This is a genomic window from Nostoc sp. DedSLP03, assembly GCF_034530815.1.
Lineage (GTDB): Bacteria > Cyanobacteriota > Cyanobacteriia > Cyanobacteriales > Nostocaceae > Nostoc.
Genome location: NZ_JAVRCK010000006.1, coordinates 118,602 through 143,817 on the forward strand (window position 1 = coordinate 118,602; position 25,216 = coordinate 143,817).

Sequence of the window (25,216 nt, forward strand, 5' to 3'; positions counted from 1 at the left end):
AGTTAAACAAAAACTCCCAGCAGATAAATGCTGGGAGTTTTTGTTTACAAATTTTGCTGACAGTATTTATAAGCTGTGTATGCCATAGTTACAACTCCGGTAATAATTGCAGATTCATCGACTTCAAATTGGGGATGGTGTAATGGGTGGTTAACGATCCTTTCTTTGTAGCCAACACCCAAGCGAAACATGGAACCGGGGACGTGTTCCAAATATATAGAAAAATCTTCAGCACCAAGGGAAGGTTCGGGTAGTACTTGAACGCGATCGCTACTCCAAGCTTCTTCTGCGGCTGATTGTAACAATTGCGTCAGGGCGTAATCATTTTGGACGCTGGGTACACCCTGGCGATAATTGACTTGATACTTTGCTCCGTAGGTATGGCAAACATTAGATACAATGTTTTCAATCCAGTTTGGGAGATGGGCACGGGTTTCGGGATGGAGCGATCGCACAGTTCCTAATAACTGCACTTTATCGGCAATTACATTCGGCGCTCTGCCACCATTAATCTTCCCGATACTCAATACTACAGGACGCAAAGGATTTTGTGTCCGGCTGATAGCTTGTTGCAGTGCCGTAATCACTTGGCAACCAATCCAAATCGCATCAATCGCCTCATGGGGACGCGCCCCGTGTCCAGATTCTCCCATAATCAGAATCTCTAAATCATCAGCGGCGGCTGTTAATGCCCCGTAACGCACCCCAATAGAACCTGCGGGTATAGAAGGGAAAACATGAACCCCTAATAAAGCTGAGACATTTTCCATCGCCCCATCTTTCACCATCCAGCTTGCCCCTTGAGCAATTTCCTCGGCTGGCTGAAATAAAAACCGCACTTTCCCACCTAATTCCTCAGTCATTTGGGACAGCACCATTGCCGTTCCTAACCCTACAGTGGTATGAACATCGTGACCGCAAGCGTGCATAATCCCATCTGCACGAGAGGCATATTCTAAATTAGTACCCTCTTGAATTGGCAAGGCATCCATATCAGTACGAATTGCCAATAACCGGTCATTTTGGCCAGTGCCCTGAAGTTCTCCAATTACGCCCGTTTTGCCAACTCCTTCTTGTACGTGCAGTCCACTGGAAGACAAAACACCAGCCACGAAAGCTGCTGTTTGGTACTCGTGACCGCTGAGTTCTGGGTGAGAGTGGATGTGACGGCGAATTTCAATTAAGCGGGGCGCTAGTTTTGCTGCTAAGTCTTTTATATGGGTAAGCATCGATTTAATTAATCTATAGGCTAGGCTTTTTTCCCATGATAAAGAACTGTTAACAAACAAAATGCTTTTGCTATACAAGGATAGGGGTTGAAGGAGGCAGAGGAGCAGGGAGCAGGGGAGAAATCAATTCAAAATTCAAAATTCAAAATTCAAAATTGAAGATTCAATGCCCAATGCCCCATTCCCCATTCCCTACTCCCAGTTTATTTTGAATAGCAGGTTGTGCCTAAAGTATTTTCGGGTTTAAACTCGTTACATTCTCTGGGGTTTGGACGCTCTAACGACCAGCCATAGGGTTTGTCGGACGTGACGACACCATTAGCCAGAGTTGTTAGCCGGTAGTTAGCCCCTCGAAAATTAGTAAATTGCAATATTGCATTTTTTAAGTTTGTTGCTTCTAAATTGGCGCTGATAAAACCAGCAAAAGACAGATCGGCATTTTCCAGGGATGCTGATTTTAAATTTGCTCCAGTTAAAGAAGCACCATTGAGATTCGCCGAATTCAGAATCGCATTTTCTAAATTTGCACCAGTGAGATCGGCATTTGTGAGATTAGCTTGAGATAATGTAGCGCCGCTCAAGTCAGCCCCTCGCAAATTTGCTCCAGTTAGATTCAGCCTACTTAGGTCAGCGCCACTCAAATTACACCGAGGACAGGCACTTGTTGCCTTTAACTGATCCAAGTCTAGCTGATTTAATGCAAGAGCCTGCTCTGCAAACCCTAAACAAGCTAACAGCGAGACGGTGGCAACAATCTTAAGTTTCATATTTTTTACTGATATTTACAAAAATGACAAGTTACGAACATCACGTACTGCCATCCTTACATATACTGCTTCTGTAAGGAAGTACAGGGATGAAGCATTGATTAAGAAGCTGTAAAAATACTATAAATTCTAGTAGTAAGACTACTCAAACGGAAATATAGGCTATAGAATCAAATCGTAAGGAACTATACCGAACCAATTATAGACTACCAAATATGTGATCCCCCTAGCTCGATAAAAATACGACTAGGGGGATCTTGTTTTTAGGCATTGGGCATTGGGCATGGGGAATGGGGCATTGGGCATTGAATCTTCAATTTTGAATTTTGAATTTTGAATTTTGAATTGATTTCTCCCCCTGCCTCTTCACCGCCATCCTAAAAGGCGCAGTCCAGGGACAATTAGGTAGTAACTCACTCCTAACCAGAAGCTGATAAAGAAGCCTACAGAGCCAAAAAAAGTCAGAGGTGAATATAACTCTGACCAACCTGGTTGACTGGTAAATTGGAAAATTGGGGGTGCTAAATTCAAAAGAATCAAAATGGCATAGGCGATCGCACTGCCAAAGGCCGCGAACACAGCGTACACTACATGATGGCTGCGAAGTCCTAAACTCAAGGTAAGTAAGCAAACTGCTACTAAAATCACTGCCACTAAGCCCTCGCCGCTATCTTTTGGGGTGATTAGTTGCAAAATCAACCAGCCGAAGCCATAGCTAATCATGCCCATCAAGGAAGCCACTAAAAACCGCCGCCGTTGACCAAAACACCCAGATACTGTCAATCCCCAAGCAGTTCCCCAGCCTGCGGCGACAAACACTAAAATATCTGTCCCGAAGACAGGTTGAGTATTTGGTACTAATTGATTTAGCTGACTCCCAAGAAATTCTACAATCTGAGGCCCTAAGCTGGTGTGATAGGCCAAAATAAAACCAGCGATCGCACCAAAACAAGCGCCGATAGTACTTAGTACAATCGCCCAAATCGTCGCCAAACAAGCTCGGAGAATTTTGATGATTGTCTGAGCGATAAAAATAATGGTTTTGGTGAGAGCTAGGCTAAAGTTAGCTAAAACTTGTTCGATAGCTTGTGTTATCAGTGTAAATCTCTGGGAAACTTGCGTTGAGGCAAGCTTTATCTTGTCTTGCAGTTGGGCAAATAACCCTGGTGGCGGTAATGGTTGAGAAATCTTCGCCAAACGTTTTTGAATTATAGCTGCATTCGCTGGACGCGATCGCACATCTTCCTGCACCATCTCATCCAGCAAATCTGCTAGTTGCGGGTTGACATTCACCTCAGTTCGCCAGCGCAATTTACCCGTTTGCCGATCTTCCAACTCTAGTGGGTATTTGCCTGTTAGTAGTTCAATCACCGTTCGACCAAGAGCATAAAAATCGGCACTTGGCCCAACAATACCTCCAGTCACTTGTTCTGGTGGACTGTAGCCAGAAGAAAATAATCGCGTGGAACTAGACACAGAACGCAGCTTAGAGGCACTAAATTGTTTCGCTCCGCCAAAATCAATTAACACCAGGCGATCGCCCTCTGCTTGCCCTGGAGACGGGGTTACAGATGACGAAGATGTACCCAGCATTAAATTAGAAGGTTTGATATCTCGGTGAAGAATCTGACGTTTATGTAATTCTTGTAAAATTTGCACTGCTTGGGCAAACCAATTTAAAACCAAATTCTCTGGACACCCTTGGGGAAAGTTTTTTAATATCTCCTCTAAAGTTTGCCCATTGATTTTTTCCATTACCAGACAAGGCAGTTGGTGCGGTTTGGGGTTAAACAGTTGTATCTGAAAATACCCTTCGGCATCGACTCTGGGGACACCTGGATGGTGCAAACCGGATAAAACTGCCGCCTCTTGGGTAAATAACTCCAGTGCCTTCGGCGAATCTTCTACCAATACTTTCAACACTTTCTCTGTTTGAGTTTTTTCATCCCAAACTGTGTAGATTTGAGCAAATCCTCCCGATCCCAAGGGCTGAACTGGAACATAGCGGTCTAACAACTCTAGCGGTGCGCCACAGCTGTTGCAAAATTTGTTTCCCCAAGGCTGAGGATAAGGACGTTGACAATCAGGATTTATGCAGTGAACCGCACTCTGAGTAATGTGGGACACAACCGCTACAATACAAAGGCTGACTTGATTTTAGCGTTTCTTTAGGTTTCCTGATTTTAAAATAGATAAAAGGAAAACCCCCATAGAATCTATGAGGGAATTCATTCATATTTACAGCGAATTTTCAGGAAGGTGAAGTACACAAGCTTGGTCTCAAAGCAAGGTATAAAGCCTGTTTTACTCCTGAATTCAGAAGGACTGAATTCTGCTGTATCTCAGCCCTTAATTACGAAAACTTCTCTTACTTTGTCTGTGCTTGGCAACTTCTTTGCGCTTGCGTTTTTCTAAGGGTGTTTCAAAATGACGATGCTTTCTCATGTCTGGGAAAATTCCCGCCTTGGAAACTTCTCGTTTAAATCGTCGTAAGGCTGACTCAATGTGTTCATTGTCACCTACAATTACTTGGGTCATTATTTCTCCTACTAAGTTGACTTCATCAATGGCTATGCAGGCGGTAACATTACAAAAAAAAGACAGACTGTTGTTTGTCTGACCTTAAGACTCTTGGTAAGTTTTTGTTTCCAAGGTTAGTACCGTCCGCCACCGCCACCGCCGCGGTTGCCGTATCCTCCTCTGTTACCACCAAAGGAACCTCTATCACCTCTGTCTTCCTTGGGTTTAGCTTTGTTAACTTTCAAGTCACGACCCATCCACTCAGCACCGTCGAGAGCTTCAATGGCAGCAGTTTCTTCAGCTTCAGTTCCCATTTCCACAAAAGCAAAGCCGCGCGGACGACCTGTTTCACGGTCAGTAGGTACTTGAACGCGCTTTACAGTACCATATTCTGCAAAAATACCACTTAAATCTTCTTGTGTAACGTCATAAGAGAGGTTACCTACATAAATTGACATCGATTCTCTCCAAAATCATCACTGTGTAGAGATTTTAATTTCTCTCAGAAGTCTGTAAATACTAAAAGGAAAAAGCCTTTCAATACTAAAACCAAAGACATCGCTGAATTAACTCTCATAAATCTAGGATGACATACGAGCCAACTCTTTGCATCCACTAGATAGTTAACCAGTGATGCGATCGCTTAGGTGCGATCGCCCGCCCCCACATACCCTAAGTACAATCCACCGCAAAAAGGGGTTGGAAATGGAATAAGATAAATTCTGTAGGGTGATATAGAAAATCAGACATGCAGGGGCGCATCTTTGAATATCCGAATTGAACGTTTGACTGCATTCACCATGAAGCATTACTTCAAGATTTTAATACGAAAGGCAAAGTCAGGCAACAAATATAAAACTATTGTGACTTGTACTCTTTGGGAAAACCTGCTATAAAAGCAACTGCGATGCTTATAACAGCAAGCATCGCGAGTCTTTTTCTTTGGCGCTAGCCTCTTTTTTTGGAAAAGGAGAGTCAGTGGCGTAACATCATGTTCGACTAATTAACCAAAGTTGCAATGTTAAGTTGCCGAACATCACCTTTCCAAACAGTCTCTAATTCAGCTTTGACAAGTTGAGCGGCCTCATCTTTGCCTAGTGCCTGCAAAGTTGCCTGCAAGCCAAATAGAGAACGTCCATTATGGGGATATTTTTTTAAATCGGCACGAAAGACTTTCTCAGCTTCTCTATAGTCACCCTTAGCCAAAAGCACAGCACCCAAAGATTCCCGCGTCGGAAAGTACCAGTCTGGTGGTTCCACGTAATTAAGGGCATCTTCTGCTACTACTGCTTTTTCTAGTAATTGGATAGCAGATTCATAATCATGCTTTTCTCTAGCAATTTTGGCGTCTAGAACTTTTGAGGCAATGTCTAAAATAGTACTGGCTGGACTGAATCCAATGGTTGCTTTAGTGGAAATTCCCTGTTTGGCAGCCAGTAATGCCCGACTTTCACTTGCTGCATCTTCAAGTTTGCCTGTGGCTGCGCTTGCCATACCGCGAGCAAAATGCCAAAGTGCAGAGGTAGTGGGTAATTTAGCTTCGGGAGCAGGAGTTTTGAAGATGGCATCCCAATCACTAAAGCGTGTCTGAATCAGCATTTTGCTACCGAGGAATCCCTCAAGCATTGGTGCATAGGGGTCAATTGCAGTAGCATTTGCAACTAATTTATCTGCGGATTTCAGAGCATCTTCATATCTTCCTGCCATGCTGCTGGCCACCATGAGGAAATGTACGTTGTGGTTGTAGTACATCATGGGGTAAGTGCCCTGGACTTGATATTTTTTGATGTAAATATCATCTTGAGCGATCGCCTGCTCGTTTGCCTGCATTGCCCTTTGATAATCTCCCACACGAAAATAAATATGACTTGGCATGTGTACCAAGTGTCCTGCTGCTGGCGCTAGAGTTCCGAGCCGATTAGCACTGACAAGGGCCCGTTCTGGAGAAGGTGAGGCTTCTACTGCATGAATATAGTAATGATTAGCTCCGGCATGATTTGGGTTACGTTCGAGAACTGATTCTAAAACAGCCACAATTTTTTCTGTATCTGGCTGTGGCTTACCATCTTTAGTCCAGTGCTGCCAAGGATGCAGATCCATCAAGCTTTCAGCGTAAAGTGTCGCTGCATCCAAATCATCAGGATAGCGCTTGACTAGGTTTCCCATTGCTTTGGCGTAATCTACTGCTAGTTGATACAAATCAGCATCGGCATCTTGAGAGTAACGTTTTGCTAAGGCGTTAATGTAGTCTCGTTCTTGGGTGGAAGCTTGGGTAGAAAGGGCCAAAGCTTGCTGTACTGCTTGGTAAGCAGCTAATTCCCGATTGGGGTCTATTTCTGAATTAATGTTGGGCCCCAAGGCTAAAGCAACACCCCAATATGCGATCGCTAAATGCGGATCGAGTTTGGCAGCGTATTGAAAAGAACGCACTGCCTCATCATGATTGAAAGCGTAAATTAAATTTAATCCCTGCTCGAAAAACTTTTGGGCTTGGGAATTAGAAGTAGAAACTGGATGATGGATTGTGCCAAGTCCAGATATTAAGTTGTATGGCTGTTTTACTTCAGTGTAGACGTGTTGGTGTAGGCTCTCGTCGAGAAGCGGCTTGTTGTCAGATATCGCCGCACTAGGAGCGACTAAAGAGAATATAAGCACCCAAACTAGAAATAAGTACTTCATTATTATTTTTCTTCAAGCTCTTTTTTAATATTCAAATGCCACAGTTTCTCTAAATAAGCAACTTGTCGGCAAAAAACAGCAGTCCGGTATTGCTTATAGATATTAAACCCGACAAACACAATCATTGGAATCAAGATAGAATATCCGATGAAAATGTTAACAGACGAATCAGTTGGCATTTTGTAGTCTATATATTGAGAGTTGGGAGTTGGTTGATTACTAGAATTTGATTGCATAAATAAATATCTTCATAAATACTACAAGTAAGAAGCTAGAAATAAACGTGGAGAATTGTTCCTGCTGTCTTTGAGCAGAAATTAATCACAAGTTCTATTAGGTATTTCAAAGTCGCTACTAAGACTTATCTATGCCTTCTTGCACTAGCTAAATTATTCTTCAGTTAAAACCTAAACAATTATGTTGATTTCTGCTAAATTTTGTGACAAAATCCTTATTCTGCAAGCTTCTGCTCCTAAAGTATTTACTGAAATTGCAACTATTTTTAGTGTTAGTTATTTCTAGTACAAGCTTTAAGTAGTCAGAATTACAGAAACAATATACAGCAGATTGCAGGTTAATAAGTGACTGTTAAGAAAGATGTGACTAATATATAACTCAATACGCTTGCATTAGCCCCAAAAACTTTAAACTACGTAGGTTGGGGAGCCATTGCGCCCTTGCGGTTTCCCGATCGTTTACTCGGAATTGAATACACAGGCTCACTGATATTGCACTACTACCACCAAGCTGAAAGCCCCCTCACACTGTTGACATATTTACTATATCCAGTTGTAATAAGCCAAGTTGCTGTTTATCAGCATCACTATCTACCTAAAGTTATAAATTATCTTGTCTTAAGAATGAAAAATATAATGGTATCTTTCTCTCTTGTGGATATTAGTTGAATTCTTAAGATGAATTTAACCTTTAAATAGTTATCTACAATGGATACAAATATTTGTCATAAAAACATCGTCAGATAGAAGAATCGAAAGTTATTTAAAACTAATCTATAGATATTGCAGCGCTTTGAAAGCAAGCAATAACTAATGACTACGTAACATATTTAAGGAGCAAAAAAAATGAGTATCGAAGATAAAGCAAAAGCTTTTGCTAAAAACGTCGAAGGTAAAGTACAAGAAGCAATTGGCGAAGTAACTGGCGATCCTAAAGATAAAGCTGAAGGTAAAGCTAAACAAGCTGAAGCCCAAGTACGTAACACCACTGAAAATATCAAAGATGAAGTTAAAAAGACTTTAGAATAGTACAGCGTGATAGAGGTTTTCCTCGCTGTAACAATTTGTTCAAGTAGTTAGATTTTGATGGTAATGTAATAGGTGAAATTTTATTTTGGAAGAAGGTTTAAGTTAAATAATGATTTACTGAACCTTCTCCCTTTATTCACTCTGTTTTTTACCTAAGATTTTCAGCCATTTTGAAAATAACGATCGCAAAGCATTTTCTCAATCTATTACTGATTTTTTCAAAGGTGTTAATTCATAATTAATATTCTATTTACCTATCTTTTAACAAACATCCCAACATCACAAGGTAACTCTACTTATACTATTGTACTAACAGCGTTATTAGGGTAATCATTTTTGTCGCCTACTTTTAGTTTTCGTCAGCTAAAGGTAGGCGGATAGTAAATGTACTACCCTTGCCTGGTTCAGATGTCACATCGATTGTGCCTTGATGTGCTTCGATAATACAGCGAGAAAGATATAATCCCAAGCCACTACCAGAACGTTGGTGTTTTCCTTGACGAAATCGCTCGAATAATATTGCCTGATCTGGTTTAGAAATTCCTGGCCCTGTATCTTGGATATCAATATTCACAGCTATCGGAGTCAGATAACAGTGAATATTTACAGAGCCTTTGTCTGTAAATTTGATAGCATTGCCGATAATATTTGTCAAAACTCGCCGCAGTTCTAAGCGATCGCCCATAATGGTGCTTGCAGTTTCACTTAGATCGATGTTTACAGCTAATCCTTTTTCTTCAGCTAAAGGAGTTAATTCTTGGCAAACTTCACTAACTAATTCTTGAATATTGCAGGCAGAAATTTTTAAGGTTTTACAGCCTGCTTCATGACGATAAACTTCTAACAAGGTATTTACCATTTCCAGCAAGTCTTGATTGCTGCCAATCATGGTATTAATTATTTCTTGCAATTGTGGCGAAACATCGCAAAACCTGCCTTCCAGCAATAATTTTAATACGCGGTTAGAGGCTACTAGAGGGATGCGTAAATCGTGAGTAAAACGGGAGACGAAATCTGCACGAAGGTTCGCCATCTGATCTCGTTCGTCGATACTATGCTTGAGGCGCAGGAGCGATCGCACCCTTGCATGGAGTTCATCAGGATCGAATGGTTTGCGAATGAAGTCATCTGCACCAGCGTCTAGTCCTTCAACTACGCTAGACTCATAGTGAGCCGTGAGCAGCAGAATTGGGATAAATGGCAACGCCTGATTCTGTCGGATGCGCCGAGTAAATTCATAGCCATCTAGCTCCGGCATCATCACATCTAAGAGAATTATGTCTGGCGGTGACTCTTCAACCATAGCCAGAGCAATCTTACTATCTTCTACCAAGCTAATTTCATAGTCCTCATCGTCTAGGACTGCTTCTAAGACCAGTAGATTGTCAAAAATATCATCAACAACGAGAATTTTATCTTTTTTGACAGTTTTAGGTAAAGACATGGCTAAATAAAAAAGAAGTGCTTGGCTATCCCTAGCAAATCTAGTAATAGCTTACTTCACCAGCGCTGAGATTATTAAGGATTAACATTTTCTTTTAGAGTTTTCTGAGTTTAATACCTTTTTTTGCGTAATTACACTGCTTTTCTCTTGAATATGTGTACTATTTGTATTATACAAATACTCTTTCCGTAAGTATACTAGTCGCCTAAATTCTCCAATTAATATGAGTGCCTGAGTGCTAGAGTAAGTTATTTTAGTCGCTTTTATGTGCATAATACCGCTCAAAGCAAAGATAACTACTTAATAATCACCTACTTTTACTTGCTATCAGATTTCTTCTGAAAATTTGTATAGCATAACACATCGGGCGTTGGGTTTATGTATAAAAATATTTTTTGATTGAATTATATTATCATATCGAAACTCTTGCCTTAGAAAAGCTTACGAGATAATGTTATCTATGTCTAATGGTAGATGAAGTTCAGGGAATAATACCAAACGCATTGCTTTTTGTATAAGATCCCGAATAGAAGAACGAGATTATTTTAATCTGTACTTTAGATAAATAACAGTAAAGTTAAGCAACTATGAGTGAAATCAAGATCCTTGTGATTGAAGATCATAACCTGACAAGAATCGGCTTGCGGTCTGCTTTACAAACCCAGCCAGAGTTTAACATTGTTGGTGAAGCAGCCAATGCAGCCGACGGTATCAAGCTTCTGAAAACTCTCAAGCCGGATGTTGCTACGATTGACATTGGTTTGCCTGACATGGATGGTATTGAGCTAACACGCACATTTAGGCAATATCAGGCAGATAATGAGGACTATACAACAAAGCTGCTAATTTTAACGATGCAAAATAGCGAACAAGCAGTTTTAGCAGCATTTGCAGCAGGTGCAGATTCTTATTGTATGAAGGATATAGAAACTGAGAAACTAGTAGAAGCTGTGCAAACGACTTATGCAGGTAGCTCATGGATCGATCCAGCGATCGCAGACCTTGTACTACAACAAATACGTCAAGATTTCCCCGATGGCAACAAAAACGCATCTGGAAAAAGAGTTTTGATTGAAGGTATTGACCCAGATGTTGAGAAAAGTATAGTCAGCTATCCTTTAACTCATAGAGAGATGGATGTTTTAGAGTTGATTGTCGCTGGCTGTGACAATGCAGAAATTGCCAAAAGGCTCTATTTAACAGTCGGTACTGTCAAAACTCATGTTCGAGGTATTCTCAATAAACTCTGTGTTGCTGACCGCACACAAGCTGCTGTCCGTGCGTTGCGGGCCGGATTAGTACCGTAAGCAAGTAAAACCATCATCAACTGTGTACAGAAGAATACTTAACAAATAAAAATATTTCTTTCCCAGTCTCCAGTAAATTGTTTTTTGGTCAAAGCAGTTAACTGGGAAAAAAATTTATGAAGAAATCGTTACAAAGTTTAGTAGAATGACATAATTGACTAAATAAGTATTTTTCTATACATACATGATAGCGGATCGATTTCCCTGGCTTACCGCAATTGTCTTACTGCCACTTGTTGCTTCCCTGCTTATCCCTGTGTTACCTGATAAAGATGGTAAATTCGTGCGGTGGTATGCACTATGTGTAGGTATTGCAGATTTTGGATTAATGTGCTACGCATTTTGGAAGCATTACGATGCCAGCAGTGCTAGTTTTCAAATGGTGGAAAATTATGCCTGGGTGCCTCAGTTAGGTTTTAACTGGGCGGTATCAGTCGATGGGCTTTCAGCGCCACTTGTGCTTTTAGCCGGATTTGTCACCACACTCTCGATTTTTTCAGCTTGGCAAGTCGATCGCCGACCCCGCCTCTTCTATTTTTTGATGCTGGTGCTGTATTCGGCACAGGTTGGGGTGTTTGTTGCTAAAGACTTGCTGCTATTTTTCATCATGTGGGAAGTAGAACTGATTCCCGTCTATCTATTAGTCTGCATTTGGGGTGGGCAAAGGCGTCGTTATGCGGCTACAAAATTTTTGTTGTATACCGCAGCTGCTTCTATATTTATTTTAGTGGCAGCCCTGGCAATGGGGCTATACGGCGGCGGTGATATGACGTTTGATATAACCGCCCTGGCTGAGAAGGAATATCCTCTTGGACTACAACTGCTACTTTATACAGGATTGTTGATTGCATTTGGTGTCAAGCTTGCTGTTTTCCCGATGCATACTTGGTTGCCTGATGCCCACGGCGAAGCATCCTCTCCTGTATCGATGATATTAGCTGGTGTGTTGCTGAAGATGGGCGGATATGGACTGATTCGCCTGAATCTTGAGTTGCTTCCCGATGCACACATTTATTTTGCGCCAGTTCTAGCCATTCTCGGTGTTGTCAACATTATCTATGGTGCATTGAACTCCTTTGCTCAAACCAATATGAAGCGGCGTTTAGCTTATTCGTCGATTTCTCACATGGGATTTGTACTGCTTGGGATTGCGTCCTTCACTGATTTGGGAATCAACGGCGCGATGTTGCAGATGATTTCGCATGGTTTGATTGCATCAGTGCTGTTCTTCTTAGCAGGTGTTACTTACGATCGCACCCACACAATGGTAATGAAAGATATGGGCGGTATTGGTCAAGCCATGCCCAAAGTCTTTGCCCTGTTTACAATCGGAGCAATGGCATCTCTGGCACTTCCCGGTATGAGCGGTTTTGCTGGCGAACTCTCGGTATTTGTTGGAATAACAAGCAGTGACGTTTACAGTTCGACTTTCTGCACCGTCACAGTTTTTCTCGCCGCAGTTGGAGTTATCCTCACACCGATTTATCTACTTTCCATGCTGCGAGAAGTGTTTTATGGTAAAGATGCAGCACTGTTATGCGACATTAATAATGCAGGCTTGGAAAATCGAGAAGATGAGGGAACAGTTTGTTTTGGTACAGACTGTCTTGTACCAGAAGATGCAGTCTACGAAGATGCTAGACCGCGTGAAGTATTTATCGCCGCCTGTTTTCTGCTGATGATTATTGGTATTGGTTTTTATCCCAAAATGGCGATGCAGATGTACGATGTGAAGACCGTTGCAGTCAATGCTAATCTTCGCCAATCTTATGCCATAGTCTCGCAAACCAATCCTCAGATTTATGCCAAGGGATTCTTGGTTCCGCAAATTTCAGAAGTTGAAGTAGCGCCCGTTTTAGGAACTTTGAAGTAATCTTGTTGACCAATAGACTTGTCAAAAAGAGCGATGCCTACAACTAAGTACTACCCGTCCATAACAGTCCTAAATCATTTATGAACAATAAGATCCCCGACTTCTCAAAGAAGTCGGGGATCTTAGTCTCTCGATTTTCACAACTCATTTAGGATCGCTATATGCGTTTTTATTAGGTTTAAAAACTAGCCTCAAAGTGATACCAATACATGGGATGCTGGTTGATGATTAGTGAGTTTTACCAATGTCTGTTGTTTCTACCATCACTGTTACCGTTCCCGCCACAACTGCTAATTTGGGGCCTGGTTTTGATTGTATTGGTGCAGCTTTAAAGCTGTACAACGAGTTCAAGTTCACTCGGCTGGAAGAAGGTGGGTTAACTATTGATGTCACTGGTACAGAAGCCCAACGAGTCCAAACTGATGAAAGTAATCTTCTCTACCAAGCGTTTGTCAAGTTCTATCAACATATAGAGCAGACACCGCCGACTGTGAAAATAGAGATTAAGTTAGGTGTTCCGTTGGCGCGGGGTTTGGGTAGTTCGGCGACAGCAATTGTTGGTGGATTAGTTGCGGCTAACCAACTAGAGGGTGCAACTCTATCTCAGTCGCAGGTGATGGAGTTAGCGATCGCAATGGAAGGACATCCTGATAATGTAGTTCCAGCTTTATTGGGTGGATGTCGTCTGGCTGCTACCAGTGGCGCAGGTTGGGAAATTTGTGATGTTCCCTGGCATAAAGATGTTGTGCCAGTTGTGGCTATTCCTAATTTTGAACTTTCTACATCACAAGCGCGGGGCGTTCTGCCAACAGAAGTAAGTCGCGCCGATGCGATTTTCAATACCGCCCATTTGGGCTTATTGTTGCGCGGCTTGGAAACTGGTAACGGACAATGGTTAAAGACAGCTTTGCAAGATCGATTGCATCAGCCCTATCGTAAAGCTTTGATTCCTGGTTATGATGCTCTCAACATTGCAGCTGTTAGTGCTGGTGCTTATGGTATGGTGATTAGTGGCGCGGGGCCGACACTGTTAGCTTTGGCGGATAAGTTACACTCAAAGGAAGTAGAGGCGGCGATGTTAGCTGCTTGGCAAGAAGAAGGAATTACAGCCGAGGTGCGATCGCTTTCTCTAGATACCCAAGGCGCAAAAAGCTTTTAATATTTTACTCAGCACTTAAAACTCGATTTATGGAGCAAACTCAGGCTGAAATAGCAGCGCTTAAATCTCAAATTCAGGCTCTTTTAGAAGAACGCGCTGCACTCACGATAAAAAGTAATATCATCTCTGGCGAGAATGATTCACCCCAGGCGCTGGTAGAAGCTTACCGCCGTCAAGCCAGAGAAAATGCTCAATTATCAGTTGAACTCCAAGGTATAGATGCAGCGATCGCCGCTTTAGAAGGCAAGATAAAACAAAAACAAGGTAAGTTAGTGCGTTGGCAAGGTGAATCCAGACAACTTATCCAACAGCAGCAGCTAGAAGAAGCGAAAGAAGTAGCTCAGGTTCATGCTGAACGCATTAATCAACTAGCAAGTGAACTGGCCGCAGAAGTCCGTTTTCTTAAGGCTTGTGCCAATCAACTGAGTCCAATGTATTGGCAGATTTATTACAAGCCCTTTATTACTGGCTTGAAGACAATCTCCGTTCCCTATGTCCGCTCTGATGGAGAAGTGTGGACAATTGTCAACCGGATTGTTTAATACTTTACTCTTTTCGTTTGTATCCAATACATTGACCTATTTTCTTTTAGGCTATCCATTACCCAAATCTTTCTCAACAAAAATATAACTTACTTAAAACAAGAGCAAAAACATTGATAGTTATCCACTCAAATTTTCCAGTTTGTGGTTAGCGATCGCCTAGAAAATTTTTGTCATTTACATTCTTCTGCTTTTGTCAAATATCCGCAGATCGCCTTGTTCTACAATCCTGTTCCTAGCTTATTTGCAACAATTTTCAGAGAGGGATTTAGGCTCAGTACCCAAAAATATTTATTCCAAAATGAGATGCTCCCTCATGCTCAAAGATAAATGCTGGCTTTCCTCACAAGTTCCTCAAATTGTTTTGCTATAAATATAAATATAGTGCGAAAACCTTTAAGAGATTTAAAATTCAAAAGTCGCTAAACATAGTTGAGGGATTAGTCATTTTTGACAATCCAGCATCTGGAAACCCGAAACCGTAAAGACCAATTACCAATGAAATCGGAGGTCTATATGATGTTTAAAAAGATTCTAGTTGCATTAGATCGCTCGGAAATAGGGCAACAGGTTTTTCAGGAAGCATTAGATTTAGCAAAGTTAACACAAGCTAGCTTAATGTTACTTCATGTCCTGTCTTCCGAAGAAGAGGGTAGTCCTTATGTACCTATGCTGTCTAATATGGACTACTATCCAGGATTGACCAGTCAAAGCTTTGAGTTATACCAACGACAGTGGGATACTTTTAAAAATCTAGGAATCCAGATGTTGCAATCTTTCTGTGCCCAAGCAAATACAGCAGGTGTGATTACGGAATTTACACAAAATGTTGGTAGTCCTGGTCGGATTATTTGTGATTTAGCCCATAGTTGTGACGCCGATCTAATTGTTATGGGGCGTCGGGGCCATTCTCGGCTGATGGAACTATTTCTCGGTAGTGTGAGTAACTACGTTCTTCACCATGCTCCTTGTTCAGTGCATGTTGTGCATCTTTCAGTTACTCCTAAAAGAGATGAAGTTGTCAAAGAAACTACAAGCGCTTTCAGCGTTAACTAACTACTAAGCTATTCCACATTTAACTTGCATAATTAGGGTGGGCAAAATGGCGCGATCGCTACTTCTCTGCAAGAGGCCGCGTTAACGATAACGCTCAGTATACTGCCTACCCCATAAAAGTTAGTTATCTCAATCAACGATCTCTGTAAATTCAATCTCCAACAAGCGATCGCTAACTACACTGTATTGGGCTAAAATTGAGCGTGGGCGTAGCTCGTCGTAGATTTATAGTAAAAAATAAAAAGTCAGCTACCCAAAATTAGAGTTGAGATCGAAAAGTGGATCTATGGAAAAAGATACTATTGAGATCGTTGGTTTTCATGCTCATGTTTACTTCGATCCTGCGAGTCGGGATGTAGCTGCGCGCGTACGTGAAGGATTAGGCGCTAGGTTTGAGGTGCAACTCGGACGCTGGTTTGACAAGCCGATCGGGCCCCATCCACAAGCGATGTATCAAGTTGCTTTCTTACCGAATCAGTTTGAGAAAGTCGTTCCTTGGTTAATGCTCAATCGTGAGGGATTGAATATTCTCGTTCATCCTGAGACAGGGGATGCTGTGGCAGATCATGCAGTTCATTCCCTATGGTTAGGAGAAAAGCTAGATTTAAATATTGAGTTTCTTCAACAGCTTAGTCCGACTTTATCCAATTAAGAAAAGTAAACAACATTGTTGGGTAAAAGTTTTCCTTTGAGGCGTGAAACTTTTTCTATTGTGACTAATTCTGGTGAAGTTGAAAAAGTCCAATTTCCCAATAAATACAGGTTTCAGCCTATGCGTATGCGCTTTAGCGGTTTGCTGCAAGTGTAATAAAGGAAAAATAAGAATTGGTATTAAACCCTTAATTGCAGATAACTGTTTATTAACATCTTAGTTGAAAAGAGAAATAAGACATCCGTTTTGCAGAATGCTATGCTGTTAAGCAGCATTCTCATAAAAAGGAATTTGTCTGATGAAAAACATCTCTGCAAACGAAAAAATTGCAGGCATTTCCCAATTCGGCAAAGTTAATTTCACAGTCACGAAGAAACAGATTTTATTTAGTACTCTTATTCTCTGCCTTGGTTTGCTGGGACTAGGTGGTTTCTGGTTTAAATCCAGATATAAATTTGATAATCAGATGAGTGTAAAACTACAAGAATTATCTAATGTCGATTATCCAGCCAATCCTGCACCATTAGGAAAAAATTTTCAAAGATATTCTAATCGAAAATTAACACTGATTAAGAAAGATGATACGCATTTCGATTTCGTATTGGAAGCAACAGACAAAAACACGGCAAAAATAGTTATAAAAAATGTTGACTTAGAGCTATTGGTTCCCAAAGCACCTGAATGGGTTAAAAAAGATCGAGGTTTAGAAATAATCGCTTTTACAGATAGGGAGTGGAATAGGCAACAGATTAGTTTTCCTGCTAATTCAAAAAATATAGAAATTGTAGGAGGAGATGGTTTTGAAAAACAAAATATTGTAGAGATAGCTTTGGCTAATAATTGCTTAAATGCCGGATTTTGGGAAATTTTACTTTTTACTAAAGAGGATAATAATAAAACCCTTTATTATCAAAGTTGGTTTACTTTCCCAATTGGACATTACAAAAATATTTTTGAAAAAATTAATAAGATTTCATATTGGCAGCATTGGTGGAAATTAGAACACTGGCAAGATCCGAGTGGCACAGTAGTAAAAACTAATCTTTTAAGAAATGTAATCGATCAAAAAGAAGTTGCTACTCAGTTCCCTCTTGATGAGAGGATAATTGTATCAGGAGAGCAAAGTAGAAAAGTTAGAACTACGCTAGCGACCAACATCACCAAATGGAGAGATTTTTACAACATTAAAAATGAAGTTAAGTTTGCAAGTTTTCGAGCGCCAGGGTTTTACGATCAAAATAAGCCTTGGGGCAATCAATACTGGAGAATAGGCAAATTTGATAAAGCCATTTTAAGGAATATTAAACCAATTGGCGTGGAACAAAATTTACAGGAAATTGAGTTAGGATTCACAGATACCAAGACTGGCGAACAGAATAGATTATTCATTAGTGGCATTAATCTGAAAACGCTTCCTCAATTGCCTGTAGCAGATTATCCCAAAGGCTTATATATGCCGATGGGAATTGGGATACCTCCTTTTTATCAAAGCTATGAAGAATTAACTAAAAATCATCCAGATGTCAGCCCCTATTTCAGTTTTTTACTCGATTCACAGGAGCGGTGGATAGATCATCACCACTTAGCAGTTGATGGTTCAGTGATGCACCTTGATAAAGATAACCCAAATCTTTTGCATCTTTACTTGCTATCCTACGAAAGAAATACTTTAATAGCTCATTTTTTGATCGATTTAACATAGATATAGCTGTTCGGGAAGCCCGAAAATCATTCATGAAGTCGATTAATTTAAAATCACCTACTAGAACACAAGGCGCGATCGCTTTTCATTACTTTCTGGTTAGTCTGCAAATAATCATGTAGCAAATCGCAACCGCGTGCCAGTAATTTATCCAGTTGGATATCTGCTAAATCTCGGAAAATTACTGTGCTATTACCACTACCCGCAGCCAGAGTCTTACCGTCATGGCTGAAACTGACGCTGGTTAACTCATCTTTATCGCCTTTCAAAGCAATCAGCAACGTTCCTTCTCGGTTCCAAATTCTCACTTTGTCATCACTGCTAGCTGCCAGAGTCTTACCATCGGGGCTAAAACTGACACTGATAAAACTATCGCCATCGCCCGTGAGATTATCTAGCAACTGACCGTCTCGACTCCAAATCTTCACCGTGCTATCAATACTCACTGAGGCAATGCTTTGACCATCAGGCGACCAAGCAACCCCATTTACCCGGCGGCTATGACCAATTAATGTATATAGCAATTTACCCTCTATAGACCAGATTTTTACGGTTTTGTCATCACTGGCTGAGGCTAGCAACTTGCCATCGGGGCTAAAGCTTACCCAATTCACTGCTTCTTGATGTCCCTGCAAAGTGTTAAGCAGTTGACCGTCACTACTCCAAAGTTTTACTGTTTTATCTTTACTAGCCGAGGCAATTACTTGACCATTAGGCGACCAAGCTACACTCAAGATGGCATCATTATGACCTTGTAAGGTTTTGAGTAGTTGACCGTCACCACTCCAAAGCTTCACCGTTTTATCTTTACTAGCCGAGGCAATTACTTGACCATCGGGCGACCAAGCTACACCCCAAACTTGACCCTGATGCCCTGTGAATGTACGCAGTAGTTTACCGTCTCGACTGAAAAGTTTTACAGTTTTGTCTCGGCTTGCTGCTGCCAAGGTGCGATCGCTTGGGCTAAAACTGATGCTAGTTATCCAGTCATCATTATCGGCTTTCGGCTTTCGCAGTAACACATCGTCCCAATGCCAAAGTTTAATAGTTTTGTCCCGACTGGCGGAAGCAAGAGTGCGACCGTCTGGGCTGAAGCTGACACTGTTAACCCAATTATTATGTCCCTTCAGGGTTAAGAGCAGTACACCTTCAGAACTCCAGAGTTTGATTGTCTCATCAGTACTTGCAGAAGCGATCGTGTTACTATCGCGGCTAAAACTGACGCTAGTAACTCCTGCACTATGCCCCGATAAGGTTCGCAGTAGCTTCCCCTCAACATTCCACAGTTTGATTGTCTGGTCTAAACTAGCAGAAGCAATTGTTTGACCATCAGGCGACCAAGCCACGCTTTTCACTGCATCCTCATGTCCCTGCAAGGTTTTGAGCAGCTTACCATCACGACTCCACAGTTTCGCCGTTTTATCAGCACTTCCAGAAGCTAAGGTTTGACCATCATTTGACCAAGCGACACTTAAGACTGCACCATCATGTCCTTGCAAGGTTTTGAGTAGCTTACCATCGCGACTCCACAGTTTCACTGTCTTGTCTGTACTCGCCGAAGCAATAATCTGACCATCTGGGCTGAAACTCACACTATTTACTACACCCTGATGTCCTAATAAAGTAGCAAGCAGTAGACCTTCTCGACTCCAAAGTTTTATCGTCTTGTCTTGACTGGCGGAAGCAATGATTTGACTATCTGGGCTGAAACTGACGCTATTAACTACATCTTCATGCCCCGACAAGGTTTTAACTAAGCTACCATCAGGACGCCAGAGTTTGATTGTAGTATCCGCACTGGCTGAGGCAATCAAAGTGCGATCGCTGCTGAATATAGCACTATTTACTCCAGATATATGCCCGTCCAAGCGGTTATATTCTCTGACCCCGGAAACAGCTTGATAAAGCGCCGTCTGTACTTGTTCTCTTGTATTGGAATCTATCCAGACTGTTTGTTGTAATTTTCTCCCTGCCTTCAAAGCTTCTTTTAAAGCATCAATACCTTTTTGGGAGGCAAAGAGGGCTTCACTGGATGCACTGAGAGTTTTAATTTCGCTATCTACTGCTGTGACGATGGAAACACTTAATCCGAAGATGGCGAGAACAGAAGCGGTGAGGGCAATTTTCAGCGAACGATTTAATTGAGCTTCACTAAGTCTTTGTTTCTTTTGACTTTCTGCAAGTTTAGCTGTTAACTCTTTTTCTTTGAGTTCAGCTCGTAATTGCTCAATTTCTAACTGACTTAATTCTTCCCGTTTGTGTAATTCTCGCAATTCTGTTAATAAGTCTAATCCCTGTTGCGGATGAGAATCTACCAATTTAGAACGCTGCTTATTTTGACTAAGTTCGCTTTTCAGTCGCTCAATCTCAGCTTGACTTTGTTCTACTTTGTAGCGCAACTGATTTAGTTGTACCTGTAAGCTCGATTCTTGTTGTTGCAGGTAGCGAATCAAATCTACTAAATAATCGTGAATCAGTTGATAGCGTTCTGGTACATCAGGAAATAGAACCACTAAACCGGAGCGCACTAAAATTTCTAAGACTAACTCTAATTTGTCAGCATCTTCTAATTCTGATAGCTGCGCCGCTAACTCAGCACGAGTTTTAAAAGGTCGATTGTTGCTTTCATCTGTTAATAAGTATAAAACGAGTAAAGCCGCTCGTTCATTTTCTGGGCCGCAGTCTTTAATTAGTTCCTTGATATATCGTTCGATGAGTTTGTTCGGTCTATATGGTTGATATTCCTCTAATGTAGTAATGCGCTCATCTTGAATTTGCGCTCCCACAACTTGTAATTCAATCGGGCGGACTTCTCCAAATTCTGTGGATAAATCTTCGATTAAAGCATCAATCAAAGCAGGTTCTAAATTAAACTGCGATCGCTCCGTCAATTTTTGGATAATTGCCTTCGCATATTCTGGCGAAAAATTATTTAACTGATAGCGGATATGCTTGTCGAGAATATTATTATTAATCGCTTCCAGTGCCGAAAGATGTTTAAAGTCTAATAAACGATGTAAATAATCTTCTCGCAAAGAAAGGATAACTTTGACAAAGGGTATATTCAGACAATCGCTAATAAATTTATCAAACTCTTGCTTTTGATTGCGATCGCTATAACCAAAGAAAAATTCTTCAAACTGGTCAAAAATTAAAACTGTAATCAAATGGCGATCGGCATTCTCTTGGAGTTGTTGTAAAATGCTAGCAATGGTGAACGGTGTGTCAGAGTAAGGTAAAGCCTCCACTTCAATGGCTACTTCTGGATTAATATCAGCGTAAATCGCTAGGGATGCGTCACTAGACATCGCCTCATTTAAAGACTTCCCTAATTCCCGTGCCCAGTCGGTATAAACTTGCAGTACCACAGGTACGGCTATTTGATCGCCAATAGCTCGATTTTGCAGTGCTGGAACTAAACCCGCCGTGACAGTAGAACTCTTACCCACCCCCGATGGGCCGTGAATCACCGTCAACTTTTGATCGGCGCGGCTAATTCTGCCAATTAAGTTATTAATATCACGCTCTCGACCAGAAGCCGCAATTTCTAAAGCAATGCTGCTACTTCCAGAAGGTGACATTAGTGCTGGGTTTGTCGCCTGTCTTTGGGGTTGCAAGCGCCCTGCACCAATAAAAGCCCGAAAACCGTACTGCTGCTCAACAGAACGCCGTTTTTGGCGAATGTAATAAGCTTCTAAATATCGCCCTTCTTCAAAGTAGAGCGATCGCAGTCTCCGCAATAAGCGAATATAACGATGGGCATCGTATTGATGGGCACTGCTTTCTAAGGCTGCGGGCAGTTCTTTTGTCGCCTTATCTAAGTATTCACGAGCAACTTCTAGCTCGCCTAAATTTCGCTGTGCTTTCGCTAAAACTAAATAGTAAATCTGCGCCAATAATAATGGAAAAAAGCAGTTATAAGGGTCATTCTGCTTTTGCGCCTCACCTAATTTCAGCAGTGATACGTGTGCTAAGATACTCGCCTGTACCCACCGCGACTGCTCCACAGCTACTTGTGCCAGAAAACCGTAGTCACAAGCTAATTGGATTTGACTACCATAAGTTTGATGTAACTCCAGAGACTTTTGGGCAACTGTCTGCAATTCTTCCCACTCTTGCAGATATTGTAAAACCTCAGCAAGCTGATTAATAAATCCAGCAACTATATCTAAACGCCCAGCCACCTGCAAAATATTCAAGCACTGCTGAAAATAAGATTTAGCAGTGTACCAATGGCGGCGGTTTTCTATTTGATTTTGCTCTGCAAAACGGCAATAACACAGCCCAATATAAAACAGTAAAATTCCTTGTCGCAGAAGTAGGGTAGATGGACGAGATGGAGGTGTAGACGAAGAAAATACCCCCTCATCTCCCCCTGCTCCCCCTACTCCCCCTGCTCCCCTACTTTCCTGCTCCCCTGCTTCTTCTCTTTTTGCCAACTTTTGCCAAACTTGCAAGCTTTGCTGAAAATGGCTTAAACCTGTATTGATGCGATCGCTAATATAATTATCTAGACCAAAAACAAATTCTAAACTAGCGTGGAGTTCTGGCTCTAAGGTAATACCACGATTGTGCAATTCTCTAATGGCAAAGTGCAGTTCGTAACTATGTTCCCAGACTTGCTCGACAGTCGAATAATGCTTGGCAAGTTGAGGAGGTTGGTGTTGTGTAAGATCGTTTGCTAACACCGTAGCAAATAAAGAGTCAGTTTCCTGTTGCAGAAATTGCAGCAGTGATTGAGTTGTCATTTCAAACCGAATCGGTGTCGCCGCCCAACTAGCAAAATCTGGTGCTAAACGGACTACCTTTTGCAACACTTCCTCATTCACCCAGACAATCATCGGAAATGGGTGGCGTTTGCGAAATTCATCCCGAATATGATTAATAGACCTCAGAAAATCGTCGAGTCCATCTATTGACTCTAAACCCAAAATCATCAACGCCGATGGTGGATTAGCTTCGGTTAGCAGTTGTAAATGAATACTTGTGTAAAGACTTCTGGCATTATGCGGCAGAACTACCTTTTGAATGTGGTGTACTCCTGAAGAGAGTTCTTCGAGTCGTTGCAGCATAAGTTCTTGCAAAACTCGATAATTGCAGCACACCAAAACTAGGGAAAATTGACCGCTAGAAAGGGTAATTGCTCTCCCCAAACTCCGCAAAGCCCGCTCATTAGCTGCTCTGATATCTACTTGTGCGTGTCGTTCAACCATGATTTAAATTTTTCCGTCTCTGCTAAAACTGGGTTGACGGCAAACCAAGCTCCCTGATGATCGCGGTATTCAAATACAAATAGACTTCGCAAGAGGGTGTGGTATTCTATATCACCTCTAACTCGTTGCTGTTGCACCACCTGAAAGATTAGTTCCCACTCTTGAGGGTCGATAGCGTTGGCTCGGTAATCCCGCTGTCTTTGAATTACCAGCTCGACACATTCCCGCTCAAAGGGTGGATCTTGTTCTCGCAGACAGTCAAACAGTAAACCTAATAAGTCGCGGACATGACCACCACTGATCAGGCACAATCGATCTAAGGTTTCTAAACTATCAAACACCTCTGTAATTAAGCCTAACCGATCGCTAGGTAAAATGTCTGGAAAAGCTCTAGCTAGCACCATTTGCCGCATCATTGCTAGCCCTTGGGGAAAAATCTCACCAGAGCGCAAACGCACAGGTATCATCGGTAACATTTTTGGGGCAACACCACCCCCCAAACGATGCTGAAGTTCGGCGCTATCGTTAGAGAAAGTCAAGGCTAAAGGAATAGTATAGACTACATGACAATTGAGTTTGCGTAACTGTTCGCCACGCTGAATAAATAAATATTCTGGCAGCGATCGCCCCGATGGTAAAGGTCGAATTGCGACTCGATCCAAGTTATCAACAATTACCACTAATCCTTTTTTACTCCTAGCTTTCAATTCTTTGTTAGCAGGTTCTAGTAATTCTTGATTAATTGACTGTAAAATATTTGCGGTTCGCGGTTCTAAATAATCTCGTAACCGCCGTCGCAATTGGGGACTTTCTTTTGTTTTCGCGGTAATTTTGGCAATCCCCACAGACAACTCTGCTTCTACCCCAACGTCAATTGGCGTTTGCAGAAAATCTACAACTTCACCAAACAACTTGCTAAAGTAGCGAGGCTTGAGCCGAATTTTCATCGCTTCTAAGCTTTCACTTACCTGTCCAGCGATCGCCAACAAAATATCAGTCACATCCACATCAGCCATTTCTAAGACGTGGGTAGACTCAAAGTAAACTACATGAAATTGCTGCGCTTCTAACTCAGCTTTCAGGCGTAACAACTCCGTTGATTTTCCACAACCGAGATGTCCGGTAAATAGTTGACAGGTTGGTGTATCTGGCGATATTCTAGCGATCGTGCGCTGCAAAGCTTCGATAATTTTGCCACCCCGCACCGCAGCAAAATCGATATAGTACCTGCGATCGCTAGCGTTTCCTATTATTAGAGGTCTGCTCGGATTGCAAGCTTGATAAAATCTTTCTAAATCTAAGAGCATAACTAATCAAGTTCACTCAGGAATGAGGATATAAAAATTTACTAGATAAATATATTGATTTTAGGTAATTTATGCCTTATTTTAATCAAACTACTCACTAAACTAGCAGCATTCAGGATAATTGATTATATCTATAGTTCGATATAGCACATATTAATGGTAATGTTTTAGTTAAAGTAAGCAAAAATACCAGTATAAGTACAAATAGCAAAAATATCTAAAATTAAATAAGGTACTCTTATGAATATTAAAAATATCCAACACAAAAAAAGGTACTGTTAAGTACAATTTTGTCGCTCTTTTGAACTCATCATCAGCTTGATTTATTAACGAGCTTTCATTAATTTTACAAAAAAATAATCTAAAATTCTTATAGAATAAGGCTTTTAACAAAAACGTTGCTTAAGCCAACTTGAGTTCAAAGTCACTTTTTAACTAAATTTTGCTTCTGGTTCTGAAATCAGCACGATTTTATTAGACTTTTTGCAGAAGCAGGGGAAA

The 25,216-nt window shown here is 41.4% G+C and carries 18 protein-coding genes; 8 read left to right on the forward strand and 10 right to left on the reverse strand.

The window, feature by feature from the left end; all coding sequences use genetic code 11:
- Positions 1-44: 44 nt before the first annotated feature.
- From RM368_RS04790 to RM368_RS04820, 7 genes are all read right to left on the reverse strand, one after another.
- Positions 45-1,229 (reverse strand): M20 family metallopeptidase, encoded by a 1,185-nt coding sequence (locus RM368_RS04790; protein ID WP_322692991.1) that lies wholly within the window; start codon positions 1,227-1,229, stop codon positions 45-47.
- Between the two features lie 203 nt (positions 1,230-1,432).
- Positions 1,433-1,996: a pentapeptide repeat-containing protein gene (locus RM368_RS04795; protein WP_322692992.1), complete on the reverse strand. Its 564-nt coding sequence runs from the start codon at positions 1,994-1,996 to the stop codon at positions 1,433-1,435.
- Positions 1,997-2,362: 366 nt separating this feature from the next.
- Complete coding sequence (locus tag RM368_RS04800; RefSeq protein WP_322692993.1) at positions 2,363-4,123, reverse strand: serine/threonine-protein kinase; 1,761 nt, start codon at positions 4,121-4,123, stop codon at positions 2,363-2,365.
- 222 nt (positions 4,124-4,345) lie between these two features.
- A complete protein-coding gene (gene rpsU / locus RM368_RS04805; protein WP_012407716.1) occupies positions 4,346-4,534 on the reverse strand; it encodes a 30S ribosomal protein S21 in 189 nt (62 codons plus the stop codon).
- Between the two features lie 116 nt (positions 4,535-4,650).
- Positions 4,651-4,974 (reverse strand): RNA-binding protein, encoded by a 324-nt coding sequence (locus tag RM368_RS04810; RefSeq protein ID WP_322692994.1) that lies wholly within the window; start codon positions 4,972-4,974, stop codon positions 4,651-4,653.
- A gap of 541 nt (positions 4,975-5,515) precedes the next feature.
- On the reverse strand, positions 5,516-7,195 hold the full coding sequence (locus tag RM368_RS04815) for a hypothetical protein (RefSeq protein ID WP_322692995.1): 1,680 nt from the start codon (positions 7,193-7,195) through the stop codon (positions 5,516-5,518).
- A gap of 2 nt (positions 7,196-7,197) precedes the next feature.
- Positions 7,198-7,431: a hypothetical protein gene (locus RM368_RS04820; RefSeq protein WP_322692996.1), complete on the reverse strand. Its 234-nt coding sequence runs from the start codon at positions 7,429-7,431 to the stop codon at positions 7,198-7,200.
- A gap of 846 nt (positions 7,432-8,277) precedes the next feature.
- Between RM368_RS04820 and RM368_RS04825 the strand changes: the two genes are divergently transcribed.
- The gene (locus RM368_RS04825; protein ID WP_322692997.1) at positions 8,278-8,460 is read left to right on the forward strand and encodes a CsbD family protein; all 183 of its coding nucleotides are present in this window, start codon (positions 8,278-8,280) and stop codon (positions 8,458-8,460) included.
- A 349-nt stretch (positions 8,461-8,809) separates the two neighbouring features.
- Here the strand turns inward: RM368_RS04825 and RM368_RS04830 are convergent, their stop codons facing one another.
- A complete protein-coding gene (locus RM368_RS04830) occupies positions 8,810-9,904 on the reverse strand; it encodes a hybrid sensor histidine kinase/response regulator (RefSeq protein ID WP_322692998.1) in 1,095 nt (364 codons plus the stop codon).
- A gap of 587 nt (positions 9,905-10,491) precedes the next feature.
- Here RM368_RS04830 and RM368_RS04835 point away from each other — a divergent pair.
- The 7 genes from RM368_RS04835 to RM368_RS04865 all read left to right on the forward strand — a co-directional run bounded on the left by RM368_RS04835 (position 10,492) and on the right by RM368_RS04865 (position 18,195).
- Positions 10,492-11,211 carry a response regulator transcription factor gene (locus RM368_RS04835; RefSeq protein ID WP_322692999.1) on the forward strand — a complete coding sequence of 240 codons (720 nt, stop codon included), beginning with the start codon at positions 10,492-10,494 and terminating at the stop codon, positions 11,209-11,211.
- 184 nt (positions 11,212-11,395) lie between these two features.
- The gene (locus RM368_RS04840; RefSeq protein WP_322693000.1) at positions 11,396-13,084 is read left to right on the forward strand and encodes an NAD(P)H-quinone oxidoreductase subunit 4; all 1,689 of its coding nucleotides are present in this window, start codon (positions 11,396-11,398) and stop codon (positions 13,082-13,084) included.
- A 244-nt stretch (positions 13,085-13,328) separates the two neighbouring features.
- Positions 13,329-14,243, forward strand: coding sequence for a homoserine kinase (gene thrB, locus RM368_RS04845; protein WP_322693001.1), 915 nt, complete (start codon positions 13,329-13,331; stop codon positions 14,241-14,243).
- A gap of 29 nt (positions 14,244-14,272) precedes the next feature.
- The gene (locus tag RM368_RS04850) at positions 14,273-14,785 is read left to right on the forward strand and encodes a hypothetical protein (RefSeq protein WP_322693002.1); all 513 of its coding nucleotides are present in this window, start codon (positions 14,273-14,275) and stop codon (positions 14,783-14,785) included.
- A gap of 519 nt (positions 14,786-15,304) precedes the next feature.
- Positions 15,305-15,841 carry a universal stress protein gene (locus RM368_RS04855; protein WP_322693029.1) on the forward strand — a complete coding sequence of 179 codons (537 nt, stop codon included), beginning with the start codon at positions 15,305-15,307 and terminating at the stop codon, positions 15,839-15,841.
- Positions 15,842-16,127: 286 nt separating this feature from the next.
- Positions 16,128-16,493: a DOPA 4,5-dioxygenase family protein gene (locus RM368_RS04860; RefSeq protein WP_322693003.1), complete on the forward strand. Its 366-nt coding sequence runs from the start codon at positions 16,128-16,130 to the stop codon at positions 16,491-16,493.
- A 298-nt stretch (positions 16,494-16,791) separates the two neighbouring features.
- A complete protein-coding gene (locus RM368_RS04865; RefSeq protein ID WP_322693004.1) occupies positions 16,792-18,195 on the forward strand; it encodes a hypothetical protein in 1,404 nt (467 codons plus the stop codon).
- Positions 18,196-18,248: 53 nt separating this feature from the next.
- Here the strand turns inward: RM368_RS04865 and RM368_RS04870 are convergent, their stop codons facing one another.
- Together RM368_RS04870 and RM368_RS04875 are read right to left on the reverse strand one after the other, a co-directional pair.
- Positions 18,249-23,408 carry an eIF2A-related protein gene (locus RM368_RS04870; protein ID WP_322693005.1) on the reverse strand — a complete coding sequence of 1,720 codons (5,160 nt, stop codon included), beginning with the start codon at positions 23,406-23,408 and terminating at the stop codon, positions 18,249-18,251.
- Positions 23,384-24,715 (reverse strand): P-loop NTPase fold protein, encoded by a 1,332-nt coding sequence (locus tag RM368_RS04875; RefSeq protein WP_322693006.1) that lies wholly within the window; start codon positions 24,713-24,715, stop codon positions 23,384-23,386. Before RM368_RS04875 ends, RM368_RS04870 begins: the two co-directional genes overlap by 25 nt.
- Between the last annotated feature and the right edge of the window lie 501 nt (positions 24,716-25,216).

Coding starts and splice junctions, on each gene's coding strand:
- RM368_RS04875 (WP_322693006.1), bottom strand. CDS start 24,715: ATGCTCTTAGATTTAGAAAGATTTTATCAAGCTTGCAATCCGAGCAGA.
- RM368_RS04835 (WP_322692999.1), top strand. CDS start 10,492: ATGAGTGAAATCAAGATCCTTGTGATTGAAGATCATAACCTGACAAGA.
- RM368_RS04820 (WP_322692996.1), bottom strand. CDS start 7,431: ATGCAATCAAATTCTAGTAATCAACCAACTCCCAACTCTCAATATATA.
- RM368_RS04825 (WP_322692997.1), top strand. CDS start 8,278: ATGAGTATCGAAGATAAAGCAAAAGCTTTTGCTAAAAACGTCGAAGGT.
- RM368_RS04865 (WP_322693004.1), top strand. CDS start 16,792: ATGAAAAACATCTCTGCAAACGAAAAAATTGCAGGCATTTCCCAATTC.
- RM368_RS04850 (WP_322693002.1), top strand. CDS start 14,273: ATGGAGCAAACTCAGGCTGAAATAGCAGCGCTTAAATCTCAAATTCAG.
- RM368_RS04790 (WP_322692991.1), bottom strand. CDS start 1,229: ATGCTTACCCATATAAAAGACTTAGCAGCAAAACTAGCGCCCCGCTTA.
- RM368_RS04815 (WP_322692995.1), bottom strand. CDS start 7,195: ATGAAGTACTTATTTCTAGTTTGGGTGCTTATATTCTCTTTAGTCGCT.
- RM368_RS04795 (WP_322692992.1), bottom strand. CDS start 1,996: ATGAAACTTAAGATTGTTGCCACCGTCTCGCTGTTAGCTTGTTTAGGG.
- RM368_RS04855 (WP_322693029.1), top strand. CDS start 15,305: ATGTTTAAAAAGATTCTAGTTGCATTAGATCGCTCGGAAATAGGGCAA.
- thrB (WP_322693001.1), top strand. CDS start 13,329: ATGTCTGTTGTTTCTACCATCACTGTTACCGTTCCCGCCACAACTGCT.
- RM368_RS04810 (WP_322692994.1), bottom strand. CDS start 4,974: ATGTCAATTTATGTAGGTAACCTCTCTTATGACGTTACACAAGAAGAT.
- RM368_RS04840 (WP_322693000.1), top strand. CDS start 11,396: ATGATAGCGGATCGATTTCCCTGGCTTACCGCAATTGTCTTACTGCCA.
- RM368_RS04830 (WP_322692998.1), bottom strand. CDS start 9,904: ATGTCTTTACCTAAAACTGTCAAAAAAGATAAAATTCTCGTTGTTGAT.
- RM368_RS04860 (WP_322693003.1), top strand. CDS start 16,128: ATGGAAAAAGATACTATTGAGATCGTTGGTTTTCATGCTCATGTTTAC.
- RM368_RS04870 (WP_322693005.1), bottom strand. CDS start 23,408: ATGGTTGAACGACACGCACAAGTAGATATCAGAGCAGCTAATGAGCGG.
- rpsU (WP_012407716.1), bottom strand. CDS start 4,534: ATGACCCAAGTAATTGTAGGTGACAATGAACACATTGAGTCAGCCTTA.